This is a genomic window from Myxococcus sp. MH1 (assembly GCF_059738865.1).
This window is the reverse complement of sequence record NZ_AP026947.1, coordinates 3689489-3711944: the sequence shown is the minus strand read 5'-3', so window position 1 is coordinate 3711944 and position 22456 is coordinate 3689489. Positions and strand designations below refer to the sequence as shown.

At 69.7% G+C, this 22456-nt stretch carries 21 protein-coding genes; 11 read left to right on the top strand and 10 right to left on the bottom strand.

All coding sequences use genetic code 11. The features are described 5' to 3' along the window. Window positions 1–229: 229 nt before the first annotated feature. The 3 genes from AC6JA9_RS14835 to mdoH are packed head-to-tail and all read left to right on the top strand — an operon-like array spanning window position 230 to window position 4324. Window positions 230–1786 (top strand): OpgD/OpgG family glucan biosynthesis protein, encoded by a 1557-nt coding sequence (locus tag AC6JA9_RS14835; RefSeq protein WP_223783175.1) that lies wholly within the window; start codon window positions 230–232, stop codon window positions 1784–1786. Next, window positions 1783–2277 carry a hypothetical protein gene (locus tag AC6JA9_RS14830; protein ID WP_223783132.1) on the top strand — a complete coding sequence of 165 codons (495 nt, stop codon included), beginning with the start codon at window positions 1783–1785 and terminating at the stop codon, window positions 2275–2277. Before AC6JA9_RS14835 ends, AC6JA9_RS14830 begins: the two co-directional genes overlap by 4 nt. 22 nt (window positions 2278–2299) lie before the next feature. Next, the gene (gene mdoH / locus AC6JA9_RS14825) at window positions 2300–4324 is read left to right on the top strand and encodes a glucans biosynthesis glucosyltransferase MdoH (RefSeq protein ID WP_497959986.1); all 2025 of its coding nucleotides are present in this window, start codon (window positions 2300–2302) and stop codon (window positions 4322–4324) included. A gap of 52 nt (window positions 4325–4376) precedes the next feature. Here the strand turns inward: mdoH and AC6JA9_RS14820 are convergent, their stop codons facing one another. From AC6JA9_RS14820 to AC6JA9_RS14805, 4 genes are all read right to left on the bottom strand, one after another. Next, window positions 4377–4661 carry a hypothetical protein gene (locus AC6JA9_RS14820; RefSeq protein WP_223746538.1) on the bottom strand — a complete coding sequence of 95 codons (285 nt, stop codon included), beginning with the start codon at window positions 4659–4661 and terminating at the stop codon, window positions 4377–4379. A gap of 378 nt (window positions 4662–5039) precedes the next feature. Then, the gene (locus AC6JA9_RS14815; protein ID WP_223746537.1) at window positions 5040–6017 is read right to left on the bottom strand and encodes a spermidine synthase; all 978 of its coding nucleotides are present in this window, start codon (window positions 6015–6017) and stop codon (window positions 5040–5042) included. 48 nt (window positions 6018–6065) lie between these two features. Further along, window positions 6066–7376, bottom strand: a complete 1311-nt coding sequence (locus AC6JA9_RS14810) for a M18 family aminopeptidase (protein WP_223746536.1) — start codon at window positions 7374–7376, stop codon at window positions 6066–6068. A gap of 45 nt (window positions 7377–7421) precedes the next feature. Continuing rightward, complete coding sequence (locus AC6JA9_RS14805) at window positions 7422–8228, bottom strand: hypothetical protein (RefSeq protein WP_223783134.1); 807 nt, start codon at window positions 8226–8228, stop codon at window positions 7422–7424. A gap of 197 nt (window positions 8229–8425) precedes the next feature. Here AC6JA9_RS14805 and AC6JA9_RS14800 point away from each other — a divergent pair, with 197 nt between their 5' ends. Further along, window positions 8426–9151, top strand: coding sequence for a hypothetical protein (locus tag AC6JA9_RS14800; protein WP_223746535.1), 726 nt, complete (start codon window positions 8426–8428; stop codon window positions 9149–9151). A 299-nt stretch (window positions 9152–9450) separates the two neighbouring features. Continuing rightward, window positions 9451–11199, top strand: a complete 1749-nt coding sequence (locus AC6JA9_RS14795; protein WP_223783135.1) for a mediator complex subunit 15 domain-containing protein — start codon at window positions 9451–9453, stop codon at window positions 11197–11199. Between the two features lie 113 nt (window positions 11200–11312). Here AC6JA9_RS14795 and AC6JA9_RS14790 read toward each other — a convergent pair whose 3' ends face one another. Continuing rightward, window positions 11313–12254 carry an acyl-CoA dehydrogenase family protein gene (locus AC6JA9_RS14790; protein WP_497959985.1) on the bottom strand — a complete coding sequence of 314 codons (942 nt, stop codon included), beginning with the start codon at window positions 12252–12254 and terminating at the stop codon, window positions 11313–11315. 326 nt (window positions 12255–12580) lie between these two features. Here AC6JA9_RS14790 and AC6JA9_RS14785 point away from each other — a divergent pair, with 326 nt between their 5' ends. After that, window positions 12581–14059, top strand: coding sequence for a S1C family serine protease (locus tag AC6JA9_RS14785; protein ID WP_497959983.1), 1479 nt, complete (start codon window positions 12581–12583; stop codon window positions 14057–14059). Window positions 14060–14147: 88 nt separating this feature from the next. Here the strand turns inward: AC6JA9_RS14785 and AC6JA9_RS14780 are convergent, their stop codons facing one another. Continuing rightward, entirely contained in the window at window positions 14148–14795 is a 648-nt protein-coding gene (locus tag AC6JA9_RS14780) for an SET domain-containing protein (RefSeq protein ID WP_497959982.1), read from the bottom strand. 96 nt (window positions 14796–14891) lie between these two features. Between AC6JA9_RS14780 and AC6JA9_RS14775 the strand changes: the two genes are divergently transcribed. Then, window positions 14892–15266, top strand: a complete 375-nt coding sequence (locus AC6JA9_RS14775; protein ID WP_141326455.1) for a DUF423 domain-containing protein — start codon at window positions 14892–14894, stop codon at window positions 15264–15266. A 10-nt stretch (window positions 15267–15276) separates the two neighbouring features. Here the strand turns inward: AC6JA9_RS14775 and AC6JA9_RS14770 are convergent, their stop codons facing one another. Further along, window positions 15277–15585: a hypothetical protein gene (locus AC6JA9_RS14770; protein WP_141326453.1), complete on the bottom strand. Its 309-nt coding sequence runs from the start codon at window positions 15583–15585 to the stop codon at window positions 15277–15279. A 165-nt stretch (window positions 15586–15750) separates the two neighbouring features. Between AC6JA9_RS14770 and AC6JA9_RS14765 the strand changes: the two genes are divergently transcribed. Next, complete coding sequence (locus AC6JA9_RS14765; RefSeq protein ID WP_408890959.1) at window positions 15751–17028, top strand: metal-dependent hydrolase family protein; 1278 nt, start codon at window positions 15751–15753, stop codon at window positions 17026–17028. Here the strand turns inward: AC6JA9_RS14765 and AC6JA9_RS14760 are convergent. Continuing rightward, entirely contained in the window at window positions 17016–18332 is a 1317-nt protein-coding gene (locus AC6JA9_RS14760) for a glycosyltransferase 87 family protein (protein WP_223746529.1), read from the bottom strand. The two genes, AC6JA9_RS14765 and AC6JA9_RS14760, sit on opposite strands and share 13 nt — an antisense overlap. 91 nt (window positions 18333–18423) lie before the next feature. Continuing rightward, complete coding sequence (locus AC6JA9_RS14755; RefSeq protein ID WP_223746528.1) at window positions 18424–19371, bottom strand: 1-phosphofructokinase family hexose kinase; 948 nt, start codon at window positions 19369–19371, stop codon at window positions 18424–18426. Window positions 19372–19498: 127 nt separating this feature from the next. On the opposite strand from AC6JA9_RS14755, the gene mug reads away from it, so the two are divergent. The 3 genes from mug to sitI6 all read left to right on the top strand — a co-directional run bounded on the left by mug (window position 19499) and on the right by sitI6 (window position 21553). Next, window positions 19499–20056 (top strand): G/U mismatch-specific DNA glycosylase, encoded by a 558-nt coding sequence (mug, locus tag AC6JA9_RS14750; RefSeq protein ID WP_497959980.1) that lies wholly within the window; start codon window positions 19499–19501, stop codon window positions 20054–20056. A gap of 81 nt (window positions 20057–20137) precedes the next feature. After that, window positions 20138–20824: a SitA6 family polymorphic toxin lipoprotein gene (gene sitA6, locus AC6JA9_RS14745; protein WP_223783177.1), complete on the top strand. Its 687-nt coding sequence runs from the start codon at window positions 20138–20140 to the stop codon at window positions 20822–20824. 6 nt (window positions 20825–20830) lie between these two features. Further along, window positions 20831–21553 (top strand): SitI6 family double-CXXCG motif immunity protein, encoded by a 723-nt coding sequence (gene sitI6, locus AC6JA9_RS14740; RefSeq protein ID WP_223746527.1) that lies wholly within the window; start codon window positions 20831–20833, stop codon window positions 21551–21553. A gap of 44 nt (window positions 21554–21597) precedes the next feature. Here sitI6 and AC6JA9_RS14735 read toward each other — a convergent pair whose 3' ends face one another. After that, window positions 21598–22431: a 3'(2'),5'-bisphosphate nucleotidase CysQ family protein gene (locus tag AC6JA9_RS14735; RefSeq protein WP_473567080.1), complete on the bottom strand. Its 834-nt coding sequence runs from the start codon at window positions 22429–22431 to the stop codon at window positions 21598–21600. Between the last annotated feature and the right edge of the window lie 25 nt (window positions 22432–22456).

Below are 22456 nucleotides of genomic sequence, written 5' to 3'. Positions count from 1 at the left end.
GCTCAAACGAATCCCTCCGAGGAAGACCTTGGGATTCCTGAAGAATTTCCAGCATCCAGGCCCTCTGACGCGGGCTGGTACGCGGGTTGCTCCAGGACTGACGCGCCGCACCGAGGAGGCCTCTCGGAGCGGCGGAACCGGGTGAGCTCCAAGCAGTCTGAGGCTCGCCCGCCCCCTCGGTCTCCTGGAGGCAGCAGGCGTGACGTCGGACAGCAACAGGCAGGGCGGGATGCGCGCGGTGTGCGTGCGGTGGCTGGGCGCGGCGATGGTGGCCACGGCGGGCACGGCGTGCGCGGCGACTCCAGCCTCCGCGGCCCAGACGCGCGGCGCCCAGACGTTCTCCGCGGACACGGTGGTGGAGCTGGCCCGGCAGAAGGCGGCGCGGCCGTACGAGGCGCCGGTGTCGACGTTGCCGGAGTCCTACAAGTCGCTCGACTACGACGCGTACCGGGACATCCGCTACCGCCCGGAGAAGGCGCGCTGGCGTGACGCGAAGCTGCCCTTCCAGGCGCAGTTCTTCCACCCGGGCCGCTCGTTCCAGTTCCCGGTGGTGATGCACGAGGTGGCCGAGGGCAAGGCCCGGCCGCTCGCCTTCTCCCCGGAGCTGTTCACCTACGGCCCGCTGGTGAAGCCCGGTCCGCTGAAGAAGGCGGATGGCTTCGCGGGCATGCGCCTGTCGCATCCGCTCAACCGCGAGGACGTGTTCGACGAGCTGGTGGTGTTCCAGGGCGCCAGCTACTTCCGCGCGCTCGGCCGGGGCAGCCTGTATGGCCTGTCCGCGCGCGGGCTCGCCATCGACACCGCGACGTCGCGCCCCGAGGAGTTCCCCGACTTCAGGGAGCTGTGGCTGGAGAAGCCCGCGCCCGGCGCGGACCGCGTGGTGGTGCACGCGCTGATGGACAGCCCCAGCGTCACGGGCGCCTACCGCTTCACCATCATCCCTGGGGCGAACACGGTGATGGAGGTGGAGGCCACCGTCTTCGCGCGCAAGGCCGTGGCGGAGCTGGGCGTGGCGCCGCTGACGAGCATGTACCTGTTCGGCGAGAACGACCGCGGCGACTACGACGACTTCCGCCCGGAGGTGCACGACTCGGACGGCCTCTTCGTCTGGACGCGCGCGGGCGAGCAGCTCTGGCGGCCCCTGCAGAACCCCGAGCGCATCAACGTCTCCAGCTTCCAGGTGGAGAGCCCGCGCGCCTTCGGCGTGCTGCAGCGCGACACCACGTTCGCCCACTATGAGGACCTGGAGGCGCACTACGAGCGCCGGCCCTCCGCGTGGGTGGAGCCCGTGGGCGACTGGGGTCCGGGCGTGGTGCGGCTGGTGGAGCTGCCGACGCCGGACGAGACGAACGACAACATCGTCGCCTTCTGGGTCCCGAGGAAGACGCTGGGCCCCGGGGACTCGCTGAAGGTCGCGTACAAGCTGCACTGGGGCGCGCACTCGCCCTGGCCGGTGACGGGCTCCACGGTGGTCGCCACGCGCGTGGACGCGGGCGACTCGTGGAAGGGCGCCCGGCTCAAGGACGCGCGCCCCATGCGCCGCTTCATCATCGACTTCGCGGCGCTGCCCGACTTCGCGGAGGACGACGTCCCGGTGGAGCTGGTCGTCAGCGCCTCCTCGGGCAAGGTCCTGCGCCCCATCGCCACGCGCCACACGCCCACCGGCGGCTGGCGCGCCACCTTCGAGCTGCACCCCACCACCCCCGTCCCCACCGAGCTGCGCGCGTTCCTCAAGCGCGGCCCGGAGACCCTCACCGAGACCTGGAGCTACCTGTGGATTCCGTGACGACACTGACCACCTGCCCTTCCGTCCCGACCACCGTGTGGGCCGGCCCGCGCGCTCGCGCGGCGCTCGACACCTTCTTCAAGGGCTTCGGCTTCACCGCCGAGGCGGACCTCTCCACGCTGGCCGCGTGGGTGCTGGATGGCTTCGGCGCGCACGGGGCCCAGCCCCAGGCGGCGGTGGCGCTGGCCCGCGCCCGGATGGAGACGTGGCTGTCGGGCGTGCTGGGACTGGAGCACTCGGGTCCGGGGCTGCTGTCGCGGGGCCGTGCGGCCTTCGTGCTGTGCGACGGCGCGAGCCGGGGCGCGCGGCTGCTCACCCGTCCCGCGGCGCCGGAGGACTTCGTCCGGGCGGTGCGCGCGGCGGTGCCGGTGCCGGCACCCGCGCAGGTCAGCTCGGTGATGCCCGAGCAGCAGCTGGTGCTCAACCCGTTCGGGGAGATGCTGCGCCGCTGGTGGCGTGGCGCCACGGCGGGCATGTCCACCTCGCCCTGAGGCGGGCCTGGGGAGCCTCGCGATGCAAGCCCACTCGTTTTCGCCCGAGAGCGCCGGCTACCGGCGCGCCGGAGTGCTGGGACTGGCGGCCGTCACCACCGTGGTGGGGACGTGCGAGATGCACCGCCTGCTGAGCGCTCAAGGGACGTCGGTGCCGGAAGTGGTGCTGGTGGGGCTCTTCGCGCTGTGCTTCGGCTGGATTGCCCTGTCGTTCTTCACGGCGGTGGCGGGCTTCCTCCAGCTGGCGTTCGCCTCGCGGATGCCCGGGCTGCGCTACCCCACGCCGGAGGAGGAGTCGCAGCCGCTGGGGTCGCGCACCTCGGTGGTGATGCCCATCCACAACGAGGACCCCGCCGCCGTCTTCGCCAACGTGCAGGCCACGTACGAGTCGGTGGCCGCGACGGGGCACCTGGACGCGTTCGACTTCTTCGTGCTGAGCGACTCCACGCGCGCCGAGTCGTGGGTGGCCGAGGAGCTGGCGTGGTCGGACCTGTGCCGTCGGGTGGGCGGACAGGGCCGCATCTTCTACCGGCGGCGCACGGACAACACGGGCAAGAAGGCCGGCAACCTGGGTGACTTCTGTGAGCGGTGGGGACGCCGCTACGACTTCACGGTGGTGCTGGACGCCGACAGCCTGATGGATGGCCGCACGCTGGTGAAGATGGCGCGGCTGATGGAGCTCAACCCGCGCGCGGGCATCCTCCAGGCGCCGCCCCTGAACGTGGGCCGCACCACGCTGTTCGCCCGGCTGCAGCAGTTCGCCGGACGGGTGTACGGCCCCGTCGTGGCCGCGGGCGCGGCGGCGTGGCAGCTGGGCGAGTCCAACTACTGGGGCCACAACGCCATCATCCGCACGGAGGCGTTCATCAACCACTGCGGGCTGCCGGTGCTCCCGGGCAAGCAGCCCTTCGGCGGCCACATCCTCAGCCACGACTTCGTCGAGGCGGCGCTGATGCGGCGCGCGGGCTACACGGTGTGGCTGGTGCCGGAATTGGGCGGCAGCTACGAGCAGCCCCCGCCGAACCTGCTGGCGTACGCGCAGCGGGACCGGCGCTGGTGCCAGGGAAACCTGCAGCACCTGAGCCTGGTGATGGCGGGGGGCTGGCATCCGCTCAGCCGGGGCCACTTCCTGATGGGCGTCATGTCGTACGCGGCCTCGCCCTTGTGGTTGTTGTTCCTGACCGCGGGCCTGGTGGCCGCGCTGCACGACCGCTTCCTCCTGGACGTGTCCACGCTGGAGTCCCCCGCGCTCGCGTTCGACGCGCCGGGCGCGCTGCGCCTGTTCGCGGTGTCGATGGGGATGCTGTTCGCGCCCAAGTTCCTGGGGCTGACGCTGGCGCTCTTCAAGAAGGGCGAGGCGGCGCGGATGGGCGGAAGGTGGAAGCTCATCCTCAGCGTGCTCGCGGAGAGCGTGCTCGCGTCGCTGCTGGCGCCGGTGATGATGCTGTTCCAGTCGCACTTCGTGTTCGGCACGCTGCTGGGCTACCGGGTGAACTGGTCCAGCCAGCAGCGCGAGGACGCGGACCTGCCCTGGTCCGAGGCGGCGCGGCGGCACGTGGCGCACATGGCGGTGGGCGTGGCGATGGTGGCGGTGGCGGCGCTGGTGTCCACGGCGCTGGTGGCGTGGCTGATGCCGGTGGTGGTGGGGCTCCTGCTCGCGGTGCCCCTCACGGTGCTGACGGCGCGCGCGTCGCTGGGGCTGTGGGCGGCGCGTCGGGGGCTGTTCCTGATGCCCGAGGAGACCGAGCCGCCCGAGGTGGTGGAGCGCGCGCAGGCCATCACCGAGGAGCACGGGGTGGAGCCGGTGCCGGACGCCATCGAGCGGGTGCTCACCGACGCGAAGACCCACGCGCTGCACGTGGCGCTGCTGGAGTCGCAGCCGGGGCTCGCGGAGACGACGACGCCCGCGGCACTGGAGTCCGCGCGGCGCAAGCTGCTGGGGGACAATGCAGAGCCCCTCTCCGCGCAGGAGAAGGTGGCGGCGCTGCTGGATGTCACCACGTTGAGCGAGGCCCGCGAGCAGCGGCTGACGCGCACGCTGTCGTGAGCCTGGAGCGGGCACCCGCGTCACGCGGATGCCCGGGCTCCTGGGAGCCGTGTCAATAACACTCGGCGCAGTTCGAGGTGATGACGCTGCCCAGGTACATGCCTCCGCCCGGCGTGTAGCAGTAGTAGCGCATCTGGTTGCCCCAGCGGCCACCACACTCGTCGAGCGACAGGCACTCCCAGACGGGATAGCCCGTGTCCCCGGGTGCGCAGCCGTCATAGAGGGCCTGCTGCTGGCTCTCCGCGGCCACGTCCGTCGGTGCCTCTGCTTCGACGCCACCGCAGCCCACCGTGAAGAGACTCATCATCAGCGCTGCCGACACTCCGTGGACTCGCATGGACCACTCCAGTTGTGAGGGGGTTGAGACGGCACTGCGACGAACGGCGGTGAGAGACTCAGCCAACTGGCTGAGCACTGTCCAGACGGCCAATTCGGACCCTGATGTGTCTTTCCCGACCCGCGACATCTCGCAGGGGCGAGCGACTGCAATGTTTCACTTCAGGCGGCTCGTCATCCGCGAGACACGACGTGTCCTCGCCCGCGGACCTCGGGCGCTCGATTGAACGCGACACCGTAGACGACTCGCTCCCGCTGACGGATGACCGCCGGCTCCGGCTCGCGACCGCGCACGGAGGGCCGCCAACCCGGTCTCGCGACACGAGGCCTGAGTCCGCACTCGCGGGCCTCGGGCCTATCGACGACCAGGCCTCGCCGTCTACTCGTCCGAGTCGCGCAGGATGCCCGCCGTCAGCGGCCACGGCAGGCCCTGCTCCGCGGTGCGACGGACCTCGCGGTCCTCGAGCCTGCGAGTCATCAGCCCGCGCAGGTTGAAGCGCGCCGCCCGCGCCAGCGGTCCCGCGCGAGCCTTCAGCGTGCCACGCGAGACCTTGCGTGAGGTGGTCAACCCCACGAACACACGGTTCGCCGTGGTGCGCGCATCGAAGGCATGCAACTGCTCGAAGCTCGCGCGCCACGTCTGGAGCATGGCGGGATAGAGCGGATTGGGGGAGCGGTGCACGTTGCTCACCACCGCGCCGTCGGGCGTCAAGCGCGAGCGCACGGCCCGGAGGAACTCCCACGTCGCCAGCGAGCGCGGCACGCCCCGGGGGCCAAAGGCATCCAGGAGGATGACGTCGTACGCGGGCCCGGGCGTCTCGATGAACCGCCGCCCGTCCTCCAGGTGCAGCCGCAGCTGGGCGTCCTCGCGCAGGCCGAAGTAGCGCCGGGCCACGTCGAGCACCTCCGCGTCACAGTCCACCGCGTCGATGTGGACCTGGGGCAGCGCGGCACGCAGGAACATCGGCAGCGAGCCCGCGCCCACGCCCACCATCAGGATGCGCCGGGGCTGCGCCACGAAGGCCACGCCGGCCACCATGCCTTGCGTGTACTCGAGCTCCAACTGCAGCGGGAAGCCCTGCCCCGTGACGCTCTGATAGGCGCTGTCCCAGCCGAACTGGAGGTAGCGCCGGCCCTCCGTGTCCTGGCTGACGATGCAGCGGTAGGCGCCGGGCTGGCCCACGTACAGCACGGTGCGCGGGACGTTGAGCCAGCGGAAGACGCGGGACAGGGTGCGCCGGGTGCGCGCGGCGCGGGCCCCCGGCGACGTCAGGCCGAGCGAGGCCCCGGAGCGCGAGAGGACCCGCGTCCAGGGCGCCTGTCTCCACCAGGGACCTCGTGCGCGTGGCCAGGTCACGGGCCCAGGTCTATCACCTCCGCGCGCAAGGCTGGCGGACATGGCCTGCTAGGCGAAGAACCTGCGCAGCACGGCCACCATCGCCGCCACGTCGCTGGCGCACGCCATCTCCCGGATGGAGTGCATGGACAGCATGGGATTGCCCACGTCCACCGTGCGGATGCCGAGCTGCCCGGCGGTGATGGGCCCAATCGTGCTGCCGCAGCCCAGGTCCGTGCGCGTCACGAAGTGCTGGGCCGTCACGCCCGCCTCGCGGCACAGCGCGGCGAAGTGCGCCCACGACTCGCCATCCGTCGCGTACGACTGATTCACGTTGGACTTGATGACCGGGCCCAGGCCCATCTGCGGCTGGTGCTTGGGCTCGTGCAGCGAGGCGTAGTTGGGGTGTACCGCGTGCGCCATGTCCGCGCTGACCAGGAAGGACTGGGCGATGGCGCGGTGGAACGCGTCGGGCTTGCCGTCCGAGTGCGCCAGGGTGAGGCGCTCCAGCAGCGTGCGCAGGAAGGGGGACGCGGCGCCCTGCGCGCTGCGGCTGCCCACCTCCTCGTGGTCGAACAGGATGACGCCGCTGGTGGCCTCGCGCGACGCCGGGCCCGTCAACAGCGCCGTCAGACTCGAGTGGCAGCTGGCGAGGTTGTCCAGGCGCGCGGCATGGAGGAACTCGTCGTGCGCGCCCGAGCGCGTGGACGGCTGCAAATCATAGAGACACAGGTCGTAGCCGAGGATGTCCGCGGGCTCGGCCTTCACCCCACCCTTCGCCAGCTCGTGCACGAGCAGCCCGCGCAGGTCCACCGCGCCGCCGCTCTCCAGCCCCAGCACCGGCACCATGTGCTCCTGGGCGTTGAGCTTCAGGCCGTCCGAGTTGACGGTGCGGTTGAGGTGGATGGCCAGGTTGGGCACGCGCAACAGCGGCCGGCGGAAGTCCACCAGGTGGCCCCTGGGCTTGCCGCCCTCCATCACCACGACGCGGCCGGCGAGCGACAGGTCGCGGTCCGTCCACGTGTGCAGGAGGACGCCGCCGTAGATTTCGACGCCGAGCTGCTGGTAGCCGTTCTTCGACACCTGCGCGTTCGGCTTGAGCCGCAGGTTGGGCGAGTCCGTGTGCGAGCCGACCAGCCGGAAGCCCGAGCGGTCCACCGGCGCCGTGCCCAGCTGGAAGGCGGCGATGCTGGTGTCGCCGCGGGTGACGTAGACGCGCTCGCCCGGCTTCAGCGTCCAGGACTCGCGCTCGTCCAGCGCGCGATAGCCGGCCTTCTCCAGGCGGCGGGCCGTCTCGCGCACCGCGTGGTACGGCGTCGGCGAGGCGTCGATGTACGCGAGCAAGTCATTGGCCAGGGCATCGGTATCGGTCGGGCTCATGTCGGCCCGAAGCTAACCCCTGGCGGGCGTCGCGCCACGTCCGAATCACGCCACCCGGACGGGGGAGCGGCCCCCGGGCTGTCCCGGGGGAACCACCACGGAGGCTGGCCGGGCCTTGGGCGCCGCGTCCAGGAACGTGCCCAGCAGCACCCAGCGCCGCGCCTCCCCTTCCGCGCCGCGCCGCGCCACCACCGGCGTCGTGTAGTGCCAGAAGGGCAGCCGGTACACGGTCATCCCTCCCACGGTGCTCACCTTCGCCATCTCCGACAGGTGATGGTCCTTCTCGTAGACCAGGTACTGGTGCTCCACCCCGGGCATGGTGAGGCTCAGGTGCATGTCCACGTAGCCGTCGCGGGCCTCGGCCTCCTCGGGGTGGTGGTCATTGTGCGGCCCGGAGTAGTCCCCGGGGCCGTAGCACAGCACCTGGATGCCCCAGTTGCGGCGCAGCACGCGGCCACTGACGGCGGCGGCGAAGCCCGCGAACGTGTCCGAGCGCAGCATCCCCGTCAGCCCCACCGCCTCCGCCGCCTTCCAGGAGCGCGAGCGCCGGTTCTCCAGGAGCGCGGTGCGCACCCGCACCGTCTTGGGCAGCAGCTCCATGTAGTTCATCGTCATCCCGGAGATGGAGTCCACGGGGATGGGGTCCTCCATGGGCACCACCAGGTCGCGCAGCGCCGCGTCGAGCGCGTCGCGGCACGCCGTCGCCTTGGCCACGTCCACCACGCCCTGCAGCGCGACGAAGCGCCGCGCGGGGTCCAGCAGCGCGCCCGCCACCGCCTTGTCCTTGCCCTCCAGGATGCGGCGGCCCTTGGGGGTGAGCAGGTCTGCGAACTGGCTGGGGAATCGCTTCATGCCGCCCCGAATACGGCTTCACGCGCCGGTTGTCGTGCGGAATGCGCGAGCCGACGTGCCCGGTGTTCCAGAAGACCCACGACGTCTCGACTCAGCGCGTCACACATGGCGTCCGGGTGAAGTGACGCTGGGCGGAAACCTTTACCGGACGACTGCGATAACCTCCCAATCGTCGAACTCCGGAGACTCCCCCAGGCATGGACCCCATCCGCAGCCGTCCCCGCGTCGTCACCTCGAACCCCTCCACGTCGCTCCAGCCGCAGGCGGAGGCGCGTCCGACGGCCGCTCCCGCGCGGGCCAACGCGGTGGGGCACACGCAGCTGAGCTCCTTCGAGACGAAGCTGGTGGCGCCGGCGCAGGCCCAGGCCGCGCAGCCCACGCCGGGCGCGTGGCGTGGCGGGCCGGACACCGAGGTGGGCAAGGCCGTGAAGGCCATCTGGGACCGGATGCAGACCATGCCGGGCGCGGACGTCACCATCAAGGGTGACACGCCCGCGTCGCTGCTCGGCCGCGCCATCCTGGACGGCAAGAAGGTCACGAACGAGCAGATCATCGCGATGTCGAAGGTGACGCTGGAGCAGCTCGCGACGGATCCGAAGGACCGCGAGAAGGTGCTCAAGAAGGTGCCGAACGCGCGCGAGCTGCCGGTGCACAAGTTCACGGTGGCGATGCTGTCGGCGGCCACGGGGATTGATCCGCAGAAGCTGTCCGAGGCCTGCCCGGACCTGGGCCTGACGGGCGCTCCGGGCACCCCGCTGCTGTTCGCGGCGGACGGCGCGGGCCTGCAGCGCTCCACGGCGCTGCACGACTTCACGGACTACCTGCGCGGTGCGGGCATCAAGGGCCTGAACAAGGCCGTCTGGGGCGTCGAGGGCCGCATCCTCTCCGCCATCGTCTCCGCGGTGGGCGGCGGGCGGTACTGAAGCACCGGCCACGCGCCGATCCTGGCACCTGGGCCGTGTTCCTCGAGGGGAACACGGCCCTTCGTGTTTCCAGGGGTCCAGGTGTCCCGCTGATCACCGCGTGCTGATGACTGGAGCCAGTCCCCTGATGTCTGCAGTCATCGGCTGGGGGGCCGAGTGGGAGGCATCGGCTCAGTGAAGTCGCGGGGTTGCGAGGCCGGAAGGGCTGGCATCCGCGCTGCAATGAGGGAGAGCACGGGCGAGACGACGAACTCCTCGCCGCAGCGGTCCCCCATCGCTGTCCTGAAACAGGTGCTCTCATGGTCAAGCTCAAGGTCCCGTCGTTCTCCTCCCCGAAGCTGAACAAGAACCCGGCCGACTCGATCAGCCCGCCGAAGAAGACGCCCACCCCGGCCCCCGCGCCGCAGGACACGAAGTTCCGCAACCCCACGAACTCGCCCGGAGCGTCGGACCCGAAGTTCCGCAACCCCACGAACTCGCCCGGGGCGTCGGACCCGAAGTTCCGCAACCCCACCAACTCGCCCGGACAGTCGCAGCGGCCGACGGACGGGTTCGAGGGCAAGAACCCCTTGGGCGGCCGGGGCACCCGGGCGATGGATGCGCTGTCGAACATCTCGGGGGTCGCCGCGCCCGCGATGGAGACGCTCGCGAACGTGTCGGGGGCGGCCCTGCCGGCGATGCAGGCGCTCTCGCCCATGATGGCCGGCGGGATTCCCGGGGCGGCGCAACTGTCGCCCATGATGGCCGGCGGACTGCCCGGGGCGGCGCAGCTCTCCCCGATGATGGCCGGCGGACTGCCCGCGATGGACACCCTGGCGCCGATGCAGCAGGGCCTGCCCGCGATGGACGGCTTCTCGCCGATGCAGCAGGGCCTGCCCGCGATGGGCGGCTTCTCGCCGATGCAGCAGGGGCTGCCGGCGATGGACACCCTGGCGCCGACGCAGCAGGGCCTGCCCGCGATGGGCGGCTTCTCGCCGATGCAGCAGGGGCTGCCGGCGATGGACACCCTGGCGCCCATGAACGCGCCGATGCAGAGGGGGATGCCCTCGCTGGACGCGCTCCCGCCGGAGCTTGGGCTCCCGATGGCGCCGCCGATGATGACGCCGAACATGCTGGAGGGCCTGCGGGTGCCGTCGCTGCCGGGGCCGGCCGAGTTCGGGCCTCGCGGGATGCCCCCGGAGGCCCAGAACCTCTCTCCGACGCTCCCCCACGAGACCGCCAACCCCGCGCCGCGCGGGCTGCCCCCGCAGCTGCGGGACATGATTCCGGCCCGTGAGACCACGCCGCGCGTCACGCAGCAGGCCGAGCCGGAGTCCTCGGGCATCCCGAGCGCCAATGACAAGCGTCCGGCCGGGGACAAGCGCTCGGCGGCGCAGATCGTCGACGACTCGCCGGCGCTGAAGAACCTGGGCCGTCAGAAGGACATCAAGTTCGACCTGCTCTGCAAGCAGACGGGCATCGACCCGAAGCTGGACCTGAAGGACGCGAAGCAGAACCCGGACGCGGTGTTCCGCCTGGCCAAGGTGCTGGAGTTCATCGACAGCGCGAAGGCGGCCAACGGTGGGGACCGGGACAACAAGGTGAAGAACGGCAAGGGCGACGGCAACATCGAGGGCATCACCAAGGACGGTGATGCGCGCCACGGCACCGAGGCCGGCATGGTGAAGGACTTCGCGGAGAAGGGCTACTCGTTCCTGGGCGAGCAGAAGCTGCCGGAGACGAAGGACACGCACGTCAAGGCGGACGGCAGCAACAAGGACAACTTCCAGTGGGCCGCGGGTGAGGCGGGCAAGCACCTGTGGTTCCTGCCGGGAGTGAGCAACGTGCTGACGGGCATCGGCAACTCGGAGGGTGGCGTGAAGGGCGTGTTCGAGGGCGCGGCCAAGGGCTATGTCAACACGCTGAAGGGCGCGGCCGAGGGTGTGCTCGGCGCCGTCACCACGGGCCGCATCAACCCGGCCTCGCTCATCCTGGGTGGCGCGGCGGGCGCGCTGGCCAACACGGAGGCCGCGCCGCAGCCGGTGAAGGACATCGCCAGCATGCTGTGAGCTTGAAGTGAGTCGTGACGCGAGCGGGGGATCTGCTCGGTAGAGGGGCCCTCGGAGCAACCTTGCGGCGGCAGGGAAGCTCCGAGGGTCTTTCTATTTCAAGCGCCGGGGCGTCAGACGTCGGGTGTCGGCGCACCACCGGCGAGCTTCACGCGAGCGGCCTCCAGGCGCTTGGCGCGGACCTTCCCCGCGACACCGAGCAGACGCCGGTCACGCTCCCATCGCTCACGGGTGGGAGCATCGACCTGGGCCCACAAGGGCTCGATGGAGGTCAGCGCCCGATTCACCAGCGCCAGTCCACCGCCGAGCGCCACATGCGTCGAGGCCGCCGTCGGATCCGCCTGAGCGAGGCCCCGCATCATCAACGAGAGAGAGAGCAACTCCTCGCGCACGACCTCCGGCCAGCCACAGCGCCGCGCCAGTTGGATGAGCCAGCCGAGGAGCGCGAGTTGGACGTGACAGTCCTCCACGGTGCGGAACGGCTTCAGATAGCGCGTGTAGCCATCGCCCGGGAGCACCTCGCCGTCGGCCACCGCGACGCCTTCGAGCCGCAGCTCGGCGTGTGGCACCTCGGGCACGAAGGGGAGCTCGGGCAGCTCGCTGACGACGATGCCCGCGCGCTTCGCGTCGACCGTCACCATGCGAAGCCGGTTGCGCCCCTGCGCATCCTGTCCTTCCGTCGCGACGACGAGCAGAACCTCCGCGCGCGTGCCCAGCGTGACGAAAGCCTTCTCACCCGTGAGGGAGAAGCCGGACGCGGTGGACTCGAGGCGCGTCTGGATGGCGTTGGGATGGCCGCCCATGGGCTCGGTGGCGCAGAGCGCGACGGGCTTGTCCGCGGGGAGCGAGGGGAACAGGAAGCGGTGCGCGGCGTGGTACCCGGAGGCAAACGCATAGCCGAGCCGGTCCGCGCGAAACCCACCCGCGAGCGCCAGGTCCGCGGGCTCGGGAAAGCGGGACACCAGTTCCACATGCCGTCGCCACCAAGACTCGATGGAATCGAGCACGACAGGCTCGGGCGACTCAGTGAGCAGGAAGTTCAGGATGGCATTCACGGGGGCATCGTACGTCACTCTCGACTCGTGCCCCAGTCAAGTCGGCCCCAGGGGCCGTAGGCTAAAGTAGCACCGCCTCTAGAGAGGTGAGACACCTGCCGCCCTTCCCACAAACTATGAATATCTGCAGGAGCATTGGCGCCATCTTCAAGCTCAAGCACAGCCATCCGTCCAAACCAGACTGAATGAGCGTGGGGAAGTCGTGTCACTTGGACCTGAGTCGACTTTGTCCCAGGCTGTCTCTCTTGGCGCGCACAGGGACCGGCATCTTGAAGAAATCCACCAAACCTGCAACCATTCAGCAACCATTGTACCGAGGGGTGGACATGGTCTCCATACTCGTGTTGCTCGTGTGTACCAGCATGTCGACTCCACCAACGGAGGAGGCGGCCACACCACCTCCGACAGAAACAACTCCTGCTGGAGCACCGAGCACAAGCCTTCCTCAAACCATCAAGCTCGTTGCTCCTGGCGTCGTCACCATCAAGACCTATGACAGTCAAGGCGCTCCTCTCGGTTTGGGAAGCGGATTTCTTGTCGAGGGTGGCAGAGTCGTTACCAATGCACATGTAGTCGAGAACGCTGCGCGCGCCGAAGTCTACGACTCGGAAGAACAGCTCTTGGGCGTCACGGACTATGCCGAGAGCCTCAGCGCGCACGTCGACCTGGCGGTACTTCCAGCAATGCCCAGCCCTCCGAAAACACTGCATCTCGCGACAAGCGAGCCACTTGTTGGGGAGAACATCTTCGTCATAGGAGCCCCGCAGGGTCTCTCCAACACCGTTTCAACAGGCATCGTCAGCGCCCTTCGCGGAAACGAAGGAAAACGCTGGATTCAAATTACGGCGCCAATCTCACAAGGCTCTAGTGGAGGCCCCGTTCTCAACCACTCGGGAGAGGTCGTTGGTGTCAGCGTCGCAGTGCTCCGTGATGGGCAGAACTTGAACTTTGCGGTCCCAATCCGAGACGTGAAAGCTTTGATTGGAAGCCCACCTGGTCGCATTACCTTTACAGTACCCCGGCCACAAAGCCAGCCCCAGGACACCGCTCTCGCATCAAGTGAACCAGAGCCCCCACCCAAACCTGACTTCAATAGGGCCCTTCTCGCATATCCCCGTATCTCCCCCAATCAACCCCTCTACGGCGAGATCAATGACGACGACCCCCCGCTCCCTTCGGGAGGACGGACTGATATATTCTCTGCGGAAGGCAAGAAGGGAGACGTCTACACTGTCGTCGCAGTTAGCGAATCATTCAGCCCATCCATTGCAGTGGTCATTGCGAACAGTAATGGTGTGCCCGAAAGCATCGGCACCATGGACGGCTCCGGTGCGCACCTCTCCCGACTCGTCATCCGGCTTAGAAGTTCAGGTCTATTCGGACTTCTCATATCCACAGTCACATCCGACGTAACCGGCAGCTATAAAATTGGCCTCTTCAAGGGAGAACTCGGCCTCCTTGACGCTTCCAAGCGTATATCCAGCAATCGCTGGCTGCTTCTAACAAAGGAATCAAAGTACTCCATCTACCTCGACAAAACCTCGTTCCGCAAAGCCACACAGACCCACCGCAAGGCATGGGTGTGGTGGGAGTACCGTGGTTGGGAAAGCCATAACCTAGGCCGCTACAACAACTACAAGTCGCAACAAGAATACGACTGTACCGAGCGGGCAACTCATCATCTCAGCGATGCCTACTATGAAGACGGCAAACTGGTCGACTCGGATGGAGCATCAAGTCGCTGGTTGCCCTGGACACCGGGAAGCATCGGGGAATTGATCGGAGAGACTGCTTGTGGGCTGTAGCCGCTGGGTCCCCGACACCCCTCAGTCAGACAGTCTCACGCTAGAAAGCGAAGCCCGGCGCCCACCGCCGGGCCTCTAAACCAACGCATCACCCCGCCAGGCGCTTGCGACCACCCGCGGACTTCTTGCCCTTCGTCGACTTCGCTGGCTTCGACGTCTTGCCCTTCACGGGCTTCTTCGCCGAGCGCGACTTGGACGCGGACTTCGTCCCCTTCTTCGCACCAGACTTCTTCTTCACGGACTTCTTCTTCGCGGGAGCGGGCTTCACCGGGGCGAGGATCGTCCCCCGGCACTTGGGCGAGCCACAGCGGCACACGTACAGCGCCTCGGACTCCGCATCCATCTCCGGGGTGCGCTCGTAGGCGTAGTCGTAGACCAGCTCCTCCCCGACCTCGATGTCGCGCAGGGCGAAGATGTAGATGCGCTTCTTGTCGATGAGCGCCTCGCAGTTCGGATCACACGAGTGGTTGATGTAGCGCGACTCGTTGTGGAGCGTGCCGGCGTCGAGCACCGTCTTGCTGTCCAGGTTGAACAGGAAGGTGTGGTGGCGGCCCATCGCCTCGTCGTCGTAGCGGCGGTCGGCCTCCGCCTGGTTGATGCGCTCACCGACGTACTCGATGAGGCGCTCATCCTTGCGGATGCGACGCGTGGCGAAGGCGCCCGTGCCCTGGATGGACGACGGACGCAGCTCGAAGGGGAGAGGCTTGGAGGAAGGAACGAAATTGGGGGATGTCATGCGGAGTATGAGCGGCCCGGAGTTCACGTCGGCCGGGACGCTCCATCAACTGCCGGTGTAGCGTGCACCAGTCGGACTCTCGATGAAAGGCGCACGATGATGCGGTGGTGGCTCGTCCTGGGTGCTGTGAACGCGTTCCTGTCCGTGGCGGCGGGAGCTTTCGGGGCCCATGGCCTCAAGTCCCGGCTCTCCCCGGACCTGCTCGTCATCTTCGAGACCGGCGCGCGCTACCACATGTACCACGCGCTCGGCCTCGTCGCCGTCGGCCTGCTGGGCACCCTGCGCCCCGCGCCCCTGCTCAATGGTGCGGGCTGGGCCATGCTCGTGGGCATCCTCCTGTTCTCCGGAAGCCTCTACGCGCTCGCGCTCTCCGGCGTGCGTGCCCTGGGCGCCATCACCCCCCTGGGCGGCCTGGGCTTCCTCGCCGGCTGGGCCCTGCTCGCCGTCGCCGCCTGGCGCTCCACGCCCTGAGCCGCCCGAGTCATTCGCGAACCAGCGGCGGCATCGGGTACATCAGGTCCAGCTCCCGGTTGTTCCGGATGCCGCACGCCTCGCGCTGCACCATGAGGTTCCACCGCTGGACCTCCGCCTCCTTGCGGACCTCCCGGTAGCGCGCATGGCGCGCCGCACGCGCCGTCCCCTGGGAACTCAGCAGCTCCCGCTCCGCGAGGGCCAGCGCCGCGAGCGCCTTCTCCAGCTTCTCGCCGGTGCGCCTGAGCGCGGACGCCTTCTCCTTCTGGAACTCGACCTCGACCGGCAACAACGCGTTGACGTTCTCGTTTCGGGCCATGCCCTCCCTCTAACCATCCGCGCGCCCACCGGCAGCGCCGTCGATGAGCCCCGCTGAAGCGGCCTCTCAGCCCCGCTTGTCCCCACACCCCCCGGGCGGCGAAGTGGCCCCTCTCCTGGTGGCGCGTCATCATCCCCTCCCCCACACCCACTCCCCGGCACCGCCATGCGCGCCCTCCTCCTCGCCCTCGTCGTCACCACGGCCTCGGCCCAGCAGCCCGCGAGCCCCACGCCGCCCAAGAGCTACGTGCTCCGCCCCACGAGCGTCTTCGACGGCGTCACCGCGAAGCCCCACGCGGGCTGGGTGGTGGTCGTCACCGGTGAGCGCATCACCGCCGCCGGCCCCGCTGGCCAGGTCCAGGTCCCCGAGGGCGCCGAGGGGGTCGACCTCGCCGGCGCCACGCTCCTGCCCGGCTTCATCGAGGGCCACTCCCACCTCTTCCTCCACCCGTACAACGAGGCGAACTGGAACGACCAGGTACTGAAGGAGGCCCTGGCCCTGCGCGTGGCCCGCGCCACCCAGCACGCGAAGGCGACGCTGCTCGCGGGCTTCACCACCACGCGCGACCTGGGCACCGAGGGCGCGGGTGACGCGGACGTCGGCCTCAAGCAGGCCATCCAGCAGGGCATCATCCCCGGCCCCCGACTGCTCGTGGCCACGCGCGCGCTGGTGGCCAGCGGCACCTACGGCCCCAAGGGCTTCGCCCCCGAGTGGCACGTCCCCCAGGGCGCCGAGGAGGCCGACGGCGAGGACACGCTGGTGCGCGCGGTGCGCGAACAGATGGGCCGGGGCGCGGACTGGGTGAAGGTCTACGGCGACTACCGCTGGGGCCCCGGTGGCGAGGCGCGCCCCACGTACTCGCTCGAGGAGCTGAAGCGCATCGTCGACACCGCGCGCGACGGCGGCCGCCCCGTCTCCGTGCACGCCAGCACACCCGAGGGCATGCGCCGCGCGGTGCTCGCCGGCGCGGAGAGCATCGAGCACGGCGACGGCGGCACGACGGAGGTCTTCCGCCTCATGGCCCAGCGGGGCGTCTTCTTCTGCCCCACGCTCGCGGCCGGCGACGCGCTCTACCGCTACCACGGCTGGAAGAAGGGGGTGGACCCGGAGCCCGCCGCCATCCAGGCCAAGAAGGTCAGCTTCCGCGCGGCGCTCGCGGCCGGGGTCCCCATGTGCGTGGGCGGGGACTCGGGCGTCTTCGTGCACGGAGAGAACGGGCGCGAGCTGGAGCTGATGGTGGAGTACGGCATGACGCCGGTGCAGGTGCTCCGGGCGGCCACGTCCGGCAACGCGCGGATGCTGCACCGCGAGGACTCGCTCGGGCAGGTGAAGCCCGGGCTCCTCGCGGACCTGGTCGCCGTGGACGGAGAGCCCACGAAGGACATCTCCGCCGTGCGCCGCGTGCGCTGGGTGATGAAGGGCGGCGTGCCCTACCGTCGCTGAGCGGCGAGCCCCACGCTCGCGGGGTCCACCGGCTCCGTCGCCGCGGGGATGAAGTCCACCGACGGCACGGAGGCGTCCGGCGCGGAGGCGCTCACCGAGGCCCGGCGCCACGCATCACGCACGAGCAGCACCGCCGCGGCCATCAACAGCCCGTTGCGCGTGAGCAGGAGCAGCGTCTGCGGGATGCCCAGCCCATGCTTGTACGTGGGGCCCACGAAGACGCCTCGCGACAGGATGGCCGCCACCAGGACGAGCACCGCCACCGAGCGCGAGCCGGACAGGAGCGACAGCGCCGCGGCGCCCATCAGCCACGTGAGGAACTGGGGACTGAGCACCGGGTTCAGGATGATGAAGGCCACCAGCGGCCCCAGCGCCAGCCGGGCCAGGTCCTCCACCCGCTCCGGCATCTTGCGGCGTACCGACCACATGCCCAGCGCGGCCATGCCCAGCGAGCCGGCCACCCACAGCCAGCGCGTCGTCGCCCTCACGCCCTCGGCCACGGCGCCGTGCAGCTCGTACGCCGCCGGCGCGTGCACCCAGAGCACTCCCTTCACCAGCCCCAGGTGGTGCGCCGCCCACAGGAGGGACGCACCCAGCGACTCCACCTGCAGGCCCCGGTCGACGTGGAACGACGCGAAGCCCCACCACGGCCACACGAAGCTCAGCGGCACCAGCGGCGCCACGCCCAGCGTCAATCCCATCACCAGCTTGCCCAGCGTGCCGCGCTTCCAGCACACCGCCACCGCGAGCGGCACCAGCACCACGGGGTAGAGCTTCGTCACGATGCCCACCGCGAGCGCCAGGCCCGCGAGCGCGTCCCGCCGCCGGGCCAGCGCCACCAGCGCGCCCAGCGTCAGCACCGCGGGGATGAGGTCGTAGCGCTTGAGGTAGTAGAGCGCCGCCGCCCACGACGTCACCGAGTACGCCAGGCACGGGACGACGGAGCGCCACTCGCGGCCCCAGCGCCGCGCGCCCTCGCGCAGGAGCGTCCACTTGATGAGCCCGTCCATGATGGCCAGCTGCAGGCCGAACACGGGGACGAACTCCCACTGCGTGGAGCGCAGCCACGCGGCCGGCACGAACCAGAGCAGCGCGTAGGGCGGATACTCGAAGCGGAAGTCCTGGTTGGGCGTGGCCCCGGTGAGGAACGCGCGCGCCGTCCGGAAGTAGAGGTCCAGGTCACCGACGCGCGGCGAGAACGCGTACACCACGAGCGGCGTCACGCCGACGAGGAGCGCGACCCAATGCCAGGGGCCGAGGCGGACACGGGAATCAACGGGGAGCGGCGGAGTGGGGGCGGACACGCGAGCGCACTCTGTCCAATCCCGGCCATCCTTGTCGAGACATGCCGCCGCCCCGCCCGGCGGGCGTGCGAGGAGGCAAGGCCCACCCGGGTTACGAACGCGCCACGGGCAGCGCCTTCACCAGCGTGAACAAACGCTCGACGTCGGCCCGGGCGCACAGGTCGGTCCCCTGGGACAGGAGCGCCGCGGTGCCGGAGGCGATGCCCCAGCGCAGGGCCTCCTCCAGGGACTGTCCCCGGGCGAGCGCCAGGGTCACCCCGGCCACGAAGCTGTCCCCGGCTCCGACGGAGCTGTGGGTCTCCACCGGAGGCGGCGAGGCGCGGAGCTGGACGTCGCGGGTGGTGAGCAGCGCGCCATCGGCGCCCATGGACACGGCGAGCACCTCCGCGCGGCCCCGGGCGACCAGCTCCCGGGCGGCCGAGGCCTGGGCGTCCAGGTCCTCCACCTGCATGCCCGTCAGCTCCCGCAGCTCGCGGCGGTTGGGTTTGGCGAGGAACACGCCCTCCTCCAGGGCGGCGGCGAGCGCCTTGCCGCTGGTGTCCACCACGCAGCGCACGCCCAGCTTCTTGGCGAGTCGCGCGACGCGCGCGTAGAAGTCCTCGGGGACGCCCTGGGGCAGGCTGCCGCTGGCGACGATGAAGGCGGCGCCCTGGGACACCTCACCCACCGCGTCCAGGCAGCGCTGCCATTCGCGCTCGGTGAGAACGGGGCCAGGGAGGATGAAGCGGTACTCGCGGGCGCTGTTGCCCTCGGCGACGGTGAAGCTCTCGCGGGTGGAGCCCTCCACGGGGATGGAGCGACGAAGGAGGCCCTTCTCCTCCAGCAGCTCCTCGAGCAGCAGCCCCGTGGCGCCGCCGCGGGTGTAGACGGCGATGGACTCACCGCCGAGCTCGCGCACCACGCGGGCCACGTTGATGCCGCCGCCGCCCGGGTCCCTGCGCACCGAGCCGCAGCGCAGCTTGTGCTCCGGCGTGACTTCCGGCACGGACGTCGCGACGTCGATGGCGGGGTTGAGCGTCAGCGTCACGATGTGAGCCATGTGCGGGGTCTCCAGCAATCAGAAGGGGACGTCCCCACGGGGACGCATCGCGACAGAGTGCCCCAGCGGACGCGCCGGGCGCCAGCGAAGCGTTGTCATGGCCCGCCAGGGGTGCGAGAAGCGCCCCATGCCCGCATCACGGCGACCCACGCGCGAGGAGCTCGATGCCGCCATGGGCCACACCATGCCGGACCTCATCGGCCCGCTGTTGCGCGTGCTGTTCTGCGGCATCAATCCCAGCCTGTACTCGGTGGTGGTGGGGTACCACTTCGCGCGCCCGGGCAATCGCTTCTGGCCGACGATGCACCAGTCGGGCTTCACGCCCCGGCAGTTGTCGCCCTCGGAGCAGGGGGCGCTGTTGGGGTTCGGGTTGGGCATCACCAACGTGGTCGACCGGGCCACGGCGACGGCGGACCAGCTCGACGACTCGGAGCTGAGGGCAGGCGCGAAGTCCCTGGAGGCCAAGGTCCGTCGCCATCGGCCGCGGGTCCTCGCGGTGCTGGGCGTGGGGGCGTACCGCACGGCCTTCGCGAGGCCCAAGGCGAAGCTCGGGCTCCAGCCGGAGACGCTCGGCGCCACGCGCCTGTGGGTGCTGCCGAATCCCAGCGGGCTCAACGCCCACTACCAGCTTCCAGACCTGGCCAGACTCTTCGCGCAGCTCCGCCACGCGGCGGAGGAAGCCTGACGGCAAGGTCCGCCGGGTCCTCGACGCATCAGGTTCTTGATGGATATTCCCTGATTGGCCAATGCTGGCGCGGGGGTCTTCATGCAAACAGTTGTCTGTCGGAACTGGCGCTCTTGGTGTCTATCGATTCTCGCATTGGCGTGGATGGCCTGTGCCGCGACACCGCCACCTCCCATGCAGGAGGCATGGGAGTCCGCGGAGCTCGAGTGCGAAGCGCCGCACGAGGACCAGTGCGTCACGCTGTTGTGTCTCGGCGATCGCTGCGGCTTCTATCGCTGCGAGGACCGCTTCGAGGGAGTGATTGAGCCGGCGCGGTTCCCACCGTCCCGTCCACCCGCCGCGGCAGCAGCTCCGGGAAGTGGGCCTCGTCGGAATTGGGGAGATGCCCAGAGGCTGCCGGGCGAACCCATCATGACGTTCCCCAACTGGAATGGCGCGGAGCAGGTCGTTCCGCCATCGCACCGACTCCCGCCTGGGCGATGGGAGAAGCACCACATCTTCCCCCAGGAGGAAGGGCTCGCGAGATGGTTCAGGCGCCAGGGCGTCAAGATCCACAGCTACACGCTGCCGATTCCCTATGAGGTTCATCGGAGGATCCACAGTGGAGGCAATCGCGGCGGAGAGTGGAACGAAGCCTGGCGACAGTTCCAACGGGACAATGGCGAAGCGTCGCCGGAGGCGATTTTCAGGCACGCGGGTGAGCTCATCTATCGCTTCCAGCTACTGGGTGGCCCCATCCAATCGTACTATTCGCGGCCAGGGACGTGAGGGTGAATGCGGCGATTTTTCTGGGTGGACGAAGACCGCGTCGCGGCGGCCCAGCGAGGTGGGCTGGTGGACGCGTCCCACAAGTGGGGACTGCCGGGCCTGCGGACATGCCCCGCCTGCGCGGTCACCTGGAGTAGCGCGGGGCACCACCTGCCCAGTGTCGACTTGTCGCGACTGGCGGAGAGCGAGTCCTTCGAGGAGGCTCGACCCGAGCCCTACGAAGAGTTCATGCGGCTGCGCGACCTCGTCCGCCCGCTCGTGCCGCCCGAGACACAGCTCCCCCCAGGGACTGAGTTCGGACCACTCGTCGGTCGGGTGACTGGGAAGGTCCCGGACTTCGCGTGGTCGGCAACCGCCCTGATGATTCAGAACGAGCCCTTTCAACGCCTTCAGGAGCAGGCGGTGAACGGCCTTCGTGGATTCCCTACCGAGCTGCGGTTCCGTCAGAAGCAGGCCCCAGCGCTTCTGGAGCTTGAAATCCCACTCCAGGGGCACCTGCATCGAGACTGCATGCCGCCAGACCATCCGGGGCCGTGCAAGACCTGCGGTCGAATGGGACTGAAGCGCCCCGATGACCCGATTCTGGACGCAGCCTCATTGCCGACCGAGGTGGACCTGTTCCGGCTCGGCAACCTCGCGACGATGGTCATCGGCACCGAACGATTCAAGGACGCCGTGAGTCACCTCGGGCTCGAGGGGCTCACGTTCCGCGAGGTGCCGACACGGTGAAGGGCTGTCCGCCCGAGGATGTCCCCTCGAACAGGTCCGCCTGCTCAGTCGAGCAGCCCCGCCTCGCGAGCGAAGCGGGTGACCACCGGCTGCACGTGGGGGAAGGCCGCGGCGTTGCAGGCCAACAGGCCGCGCAGGTTCTGCAACTCCGCGGTGTTGTAGCGATACGGCGTGCCGCCCAGGTCCGTGAGGATTCCGCCCGCGGAGCGCAGCACCGCCTCCGGCGCGCAGTTGTCCCAGCGGTAGCTCTTGGAGCTGACGTGCAGGTAGAGGTCCGCGACGGACTCCGCGAGCAGGCCGCACTTGATGCCCACCGAGCCGGACTCCTGCTCGCGGGTGATTCCCAGCCGCGCCACCACCTGGTTCGTCAGCTTCGAGCGATGCGAGCGTGACACCACCAGGCGCAGCGCCGAGGGCTCCGCCACGTCCGACACCCGCAGGGCCCGGCGCGCGCCCGCCTCCTCCACGAAGCCGCCCTCCCCCACCACGCCCGAGTAGAGCTTGTCGCCCACCGGCCGGTAGACGACGCCCAGCCGCGCCTCGCCGCCGATGGCCAGACCGATGTGGATGGCGAACTCACCGTTGCGATGGACGAACTCCTGGGTGCCATCGAGCGGGTCCACGAACCAGCACCGCTCGAAGCGGGTCGCCACCGCGTCGTTCTCCGACTCCTCCGCCACCACGCCGTCCTTCGGGAAGGCCCGGTGCAGCGCGTCCACGATGAGCGCATTGGCGCGGGTGTCCGCCTCCGTGACGGGCCCCTGCCCGCCCGCCTTGTCCTCCACCGCGAAGGGTGTGGCGTAGACCTGGAGCAGCACGGCGCCTGCTTCACGGGCGATTCGACGGGCGGTTTCCAGCTCGGTGTCGAGGGAGGGCATGGTCCTCACAGTCTGCCCCCGTTGA

What these genes read in the sequence shown, in the direction of transcription:
- AC6JA9_RS14835 (WP_223783175.1), top strand. Translation starts at nt 230, where the DNA reads ATGCGCGCGGTGTGCGTGCGGTGGCTGGGCGCGGCGATGGTGGCCACG.
- mdoH (WP_497959986.1), top strand. Translation starts at nt 2,300, where the DNA reads ATGCAAGCCCACTCGTTTTCGCCCGAGAGCGCCGGCTACCGGCGCGCC.
- AC6JA9_RS14820 (WP_223746538.1), bottom strand. Translation starts at nt 4,661, where the DNA reads ATGCGAGTCCACGGAGTGTCGGCAGCGCTGATGATGAGTCTCTTCACG.
- AC6JA9_RS14810 (WP_223746536.1), bottom strand. Translation starts at nt 7,376, where the DNA reads ATGAGCCCGACCGATACCGATGCCCTGGCCAATGACTTGCTCGCGTAC.
- AC6JA9_RS14805 (WP_223783134.1), bottom strand. Translation starts at nt 8,228, where the DNA reads ATGAAGCGATTCCCCAGCCAGTTCGCAGACCTGCTCACCCCCAAGGGC.
- AC6JA9_RS14800 (WP_223746535.1), top strand. Translation starts at nt 8,426, where the DNA reads ATGGACCCCATCCGCAGCCGTCCCCGCGTCGTCACCTCGAACCCCTCC.
- AC6JA9_RS14795 (WP_223783135.1), top strand. Translation starts at nt 9,451, where the DNA reads ATGGTCAAGCTCAAGGTCCCGTCGTTCTCCTCCCCGAAGCTGAACAAG.
- AC6JA9_RS14785 (WP_497959983.1), top strand. Translation starts at nt 12,581, where the DNA reads ATGGTCTCCATACTCGTGTTGCTCGTGTGTACCAGCATGTCGACTCCA.
- AC6JA9_RS14780 (WP_497959982.1), bottom strand. Translation starts at nt 14,795, where the DNA reads ATGACATCCCCCAATTTCGTTCCTTCCTCCAAGCCTCTCCCCTTCGAG.
- AC6JA9_RS14775 (WP_141326455.1), top strand. Translation starts at nt 14,892, where the DNA reads ATGATGCGGTGGTGGCTCGTCCTGGGTGCTGTGAACGCGTTCCTGTCC.
- AC6JA9_RS14770 (WP_141326453.1), bottom strand. Translation starts at nt 15,585, where the DNA reads ATGGCCCGAAACGAGAACGTCAACGCGTTGTTGCCGGTCGAGGTCGAG.
- AC6JA9_RS14765 (WP_408890959.1), top strand. Translation starts at nt 15,751, where the DNA reads ATGCGCGCCCTCCTCCTCGCCCTCGTCGTCACCACGGCCTCGGCCCAG.
- AC6JA9_RS14755 (WP_223746528.1), bottom strand. Translation starts at nt 19,371, where the DNA reads ATGGCTCACATCGTGACGCTGACGCTCAACCCCGCCATCGACGTCGCG.
- mug (WP_497959980.1), top strand. Translation starts at nt 19,499, where the DNA reads ATGCCCGCATCACGGCGACCCACGCGCGAGGAGCTCGATGCCGCCATG.
- sitA6 (WP_223783177.1), top strand. Translation starts at nt 20,138, where the DNA reads ATGCAAACAGTTGTCTGTCGGAACTGGCGCTCTTGGTGTCTATCGATT.
- sitI6 (WP_223746527.1), top strand. Translation starts at nt 20,831, where the DNA reads ATGCGGCGATTTTTCTGGGTGGACGAAGACCGCGTCGCGGCGGCCCAG.
- AC6JA9_RS14735 (WP_473567080.1), bottom strand. Translation starts at nt 22,431, where the DNA reads ATGCCCTCCCTCGACACCGAGCTGGAAACCGCCCGTCGAATCGCCCGT.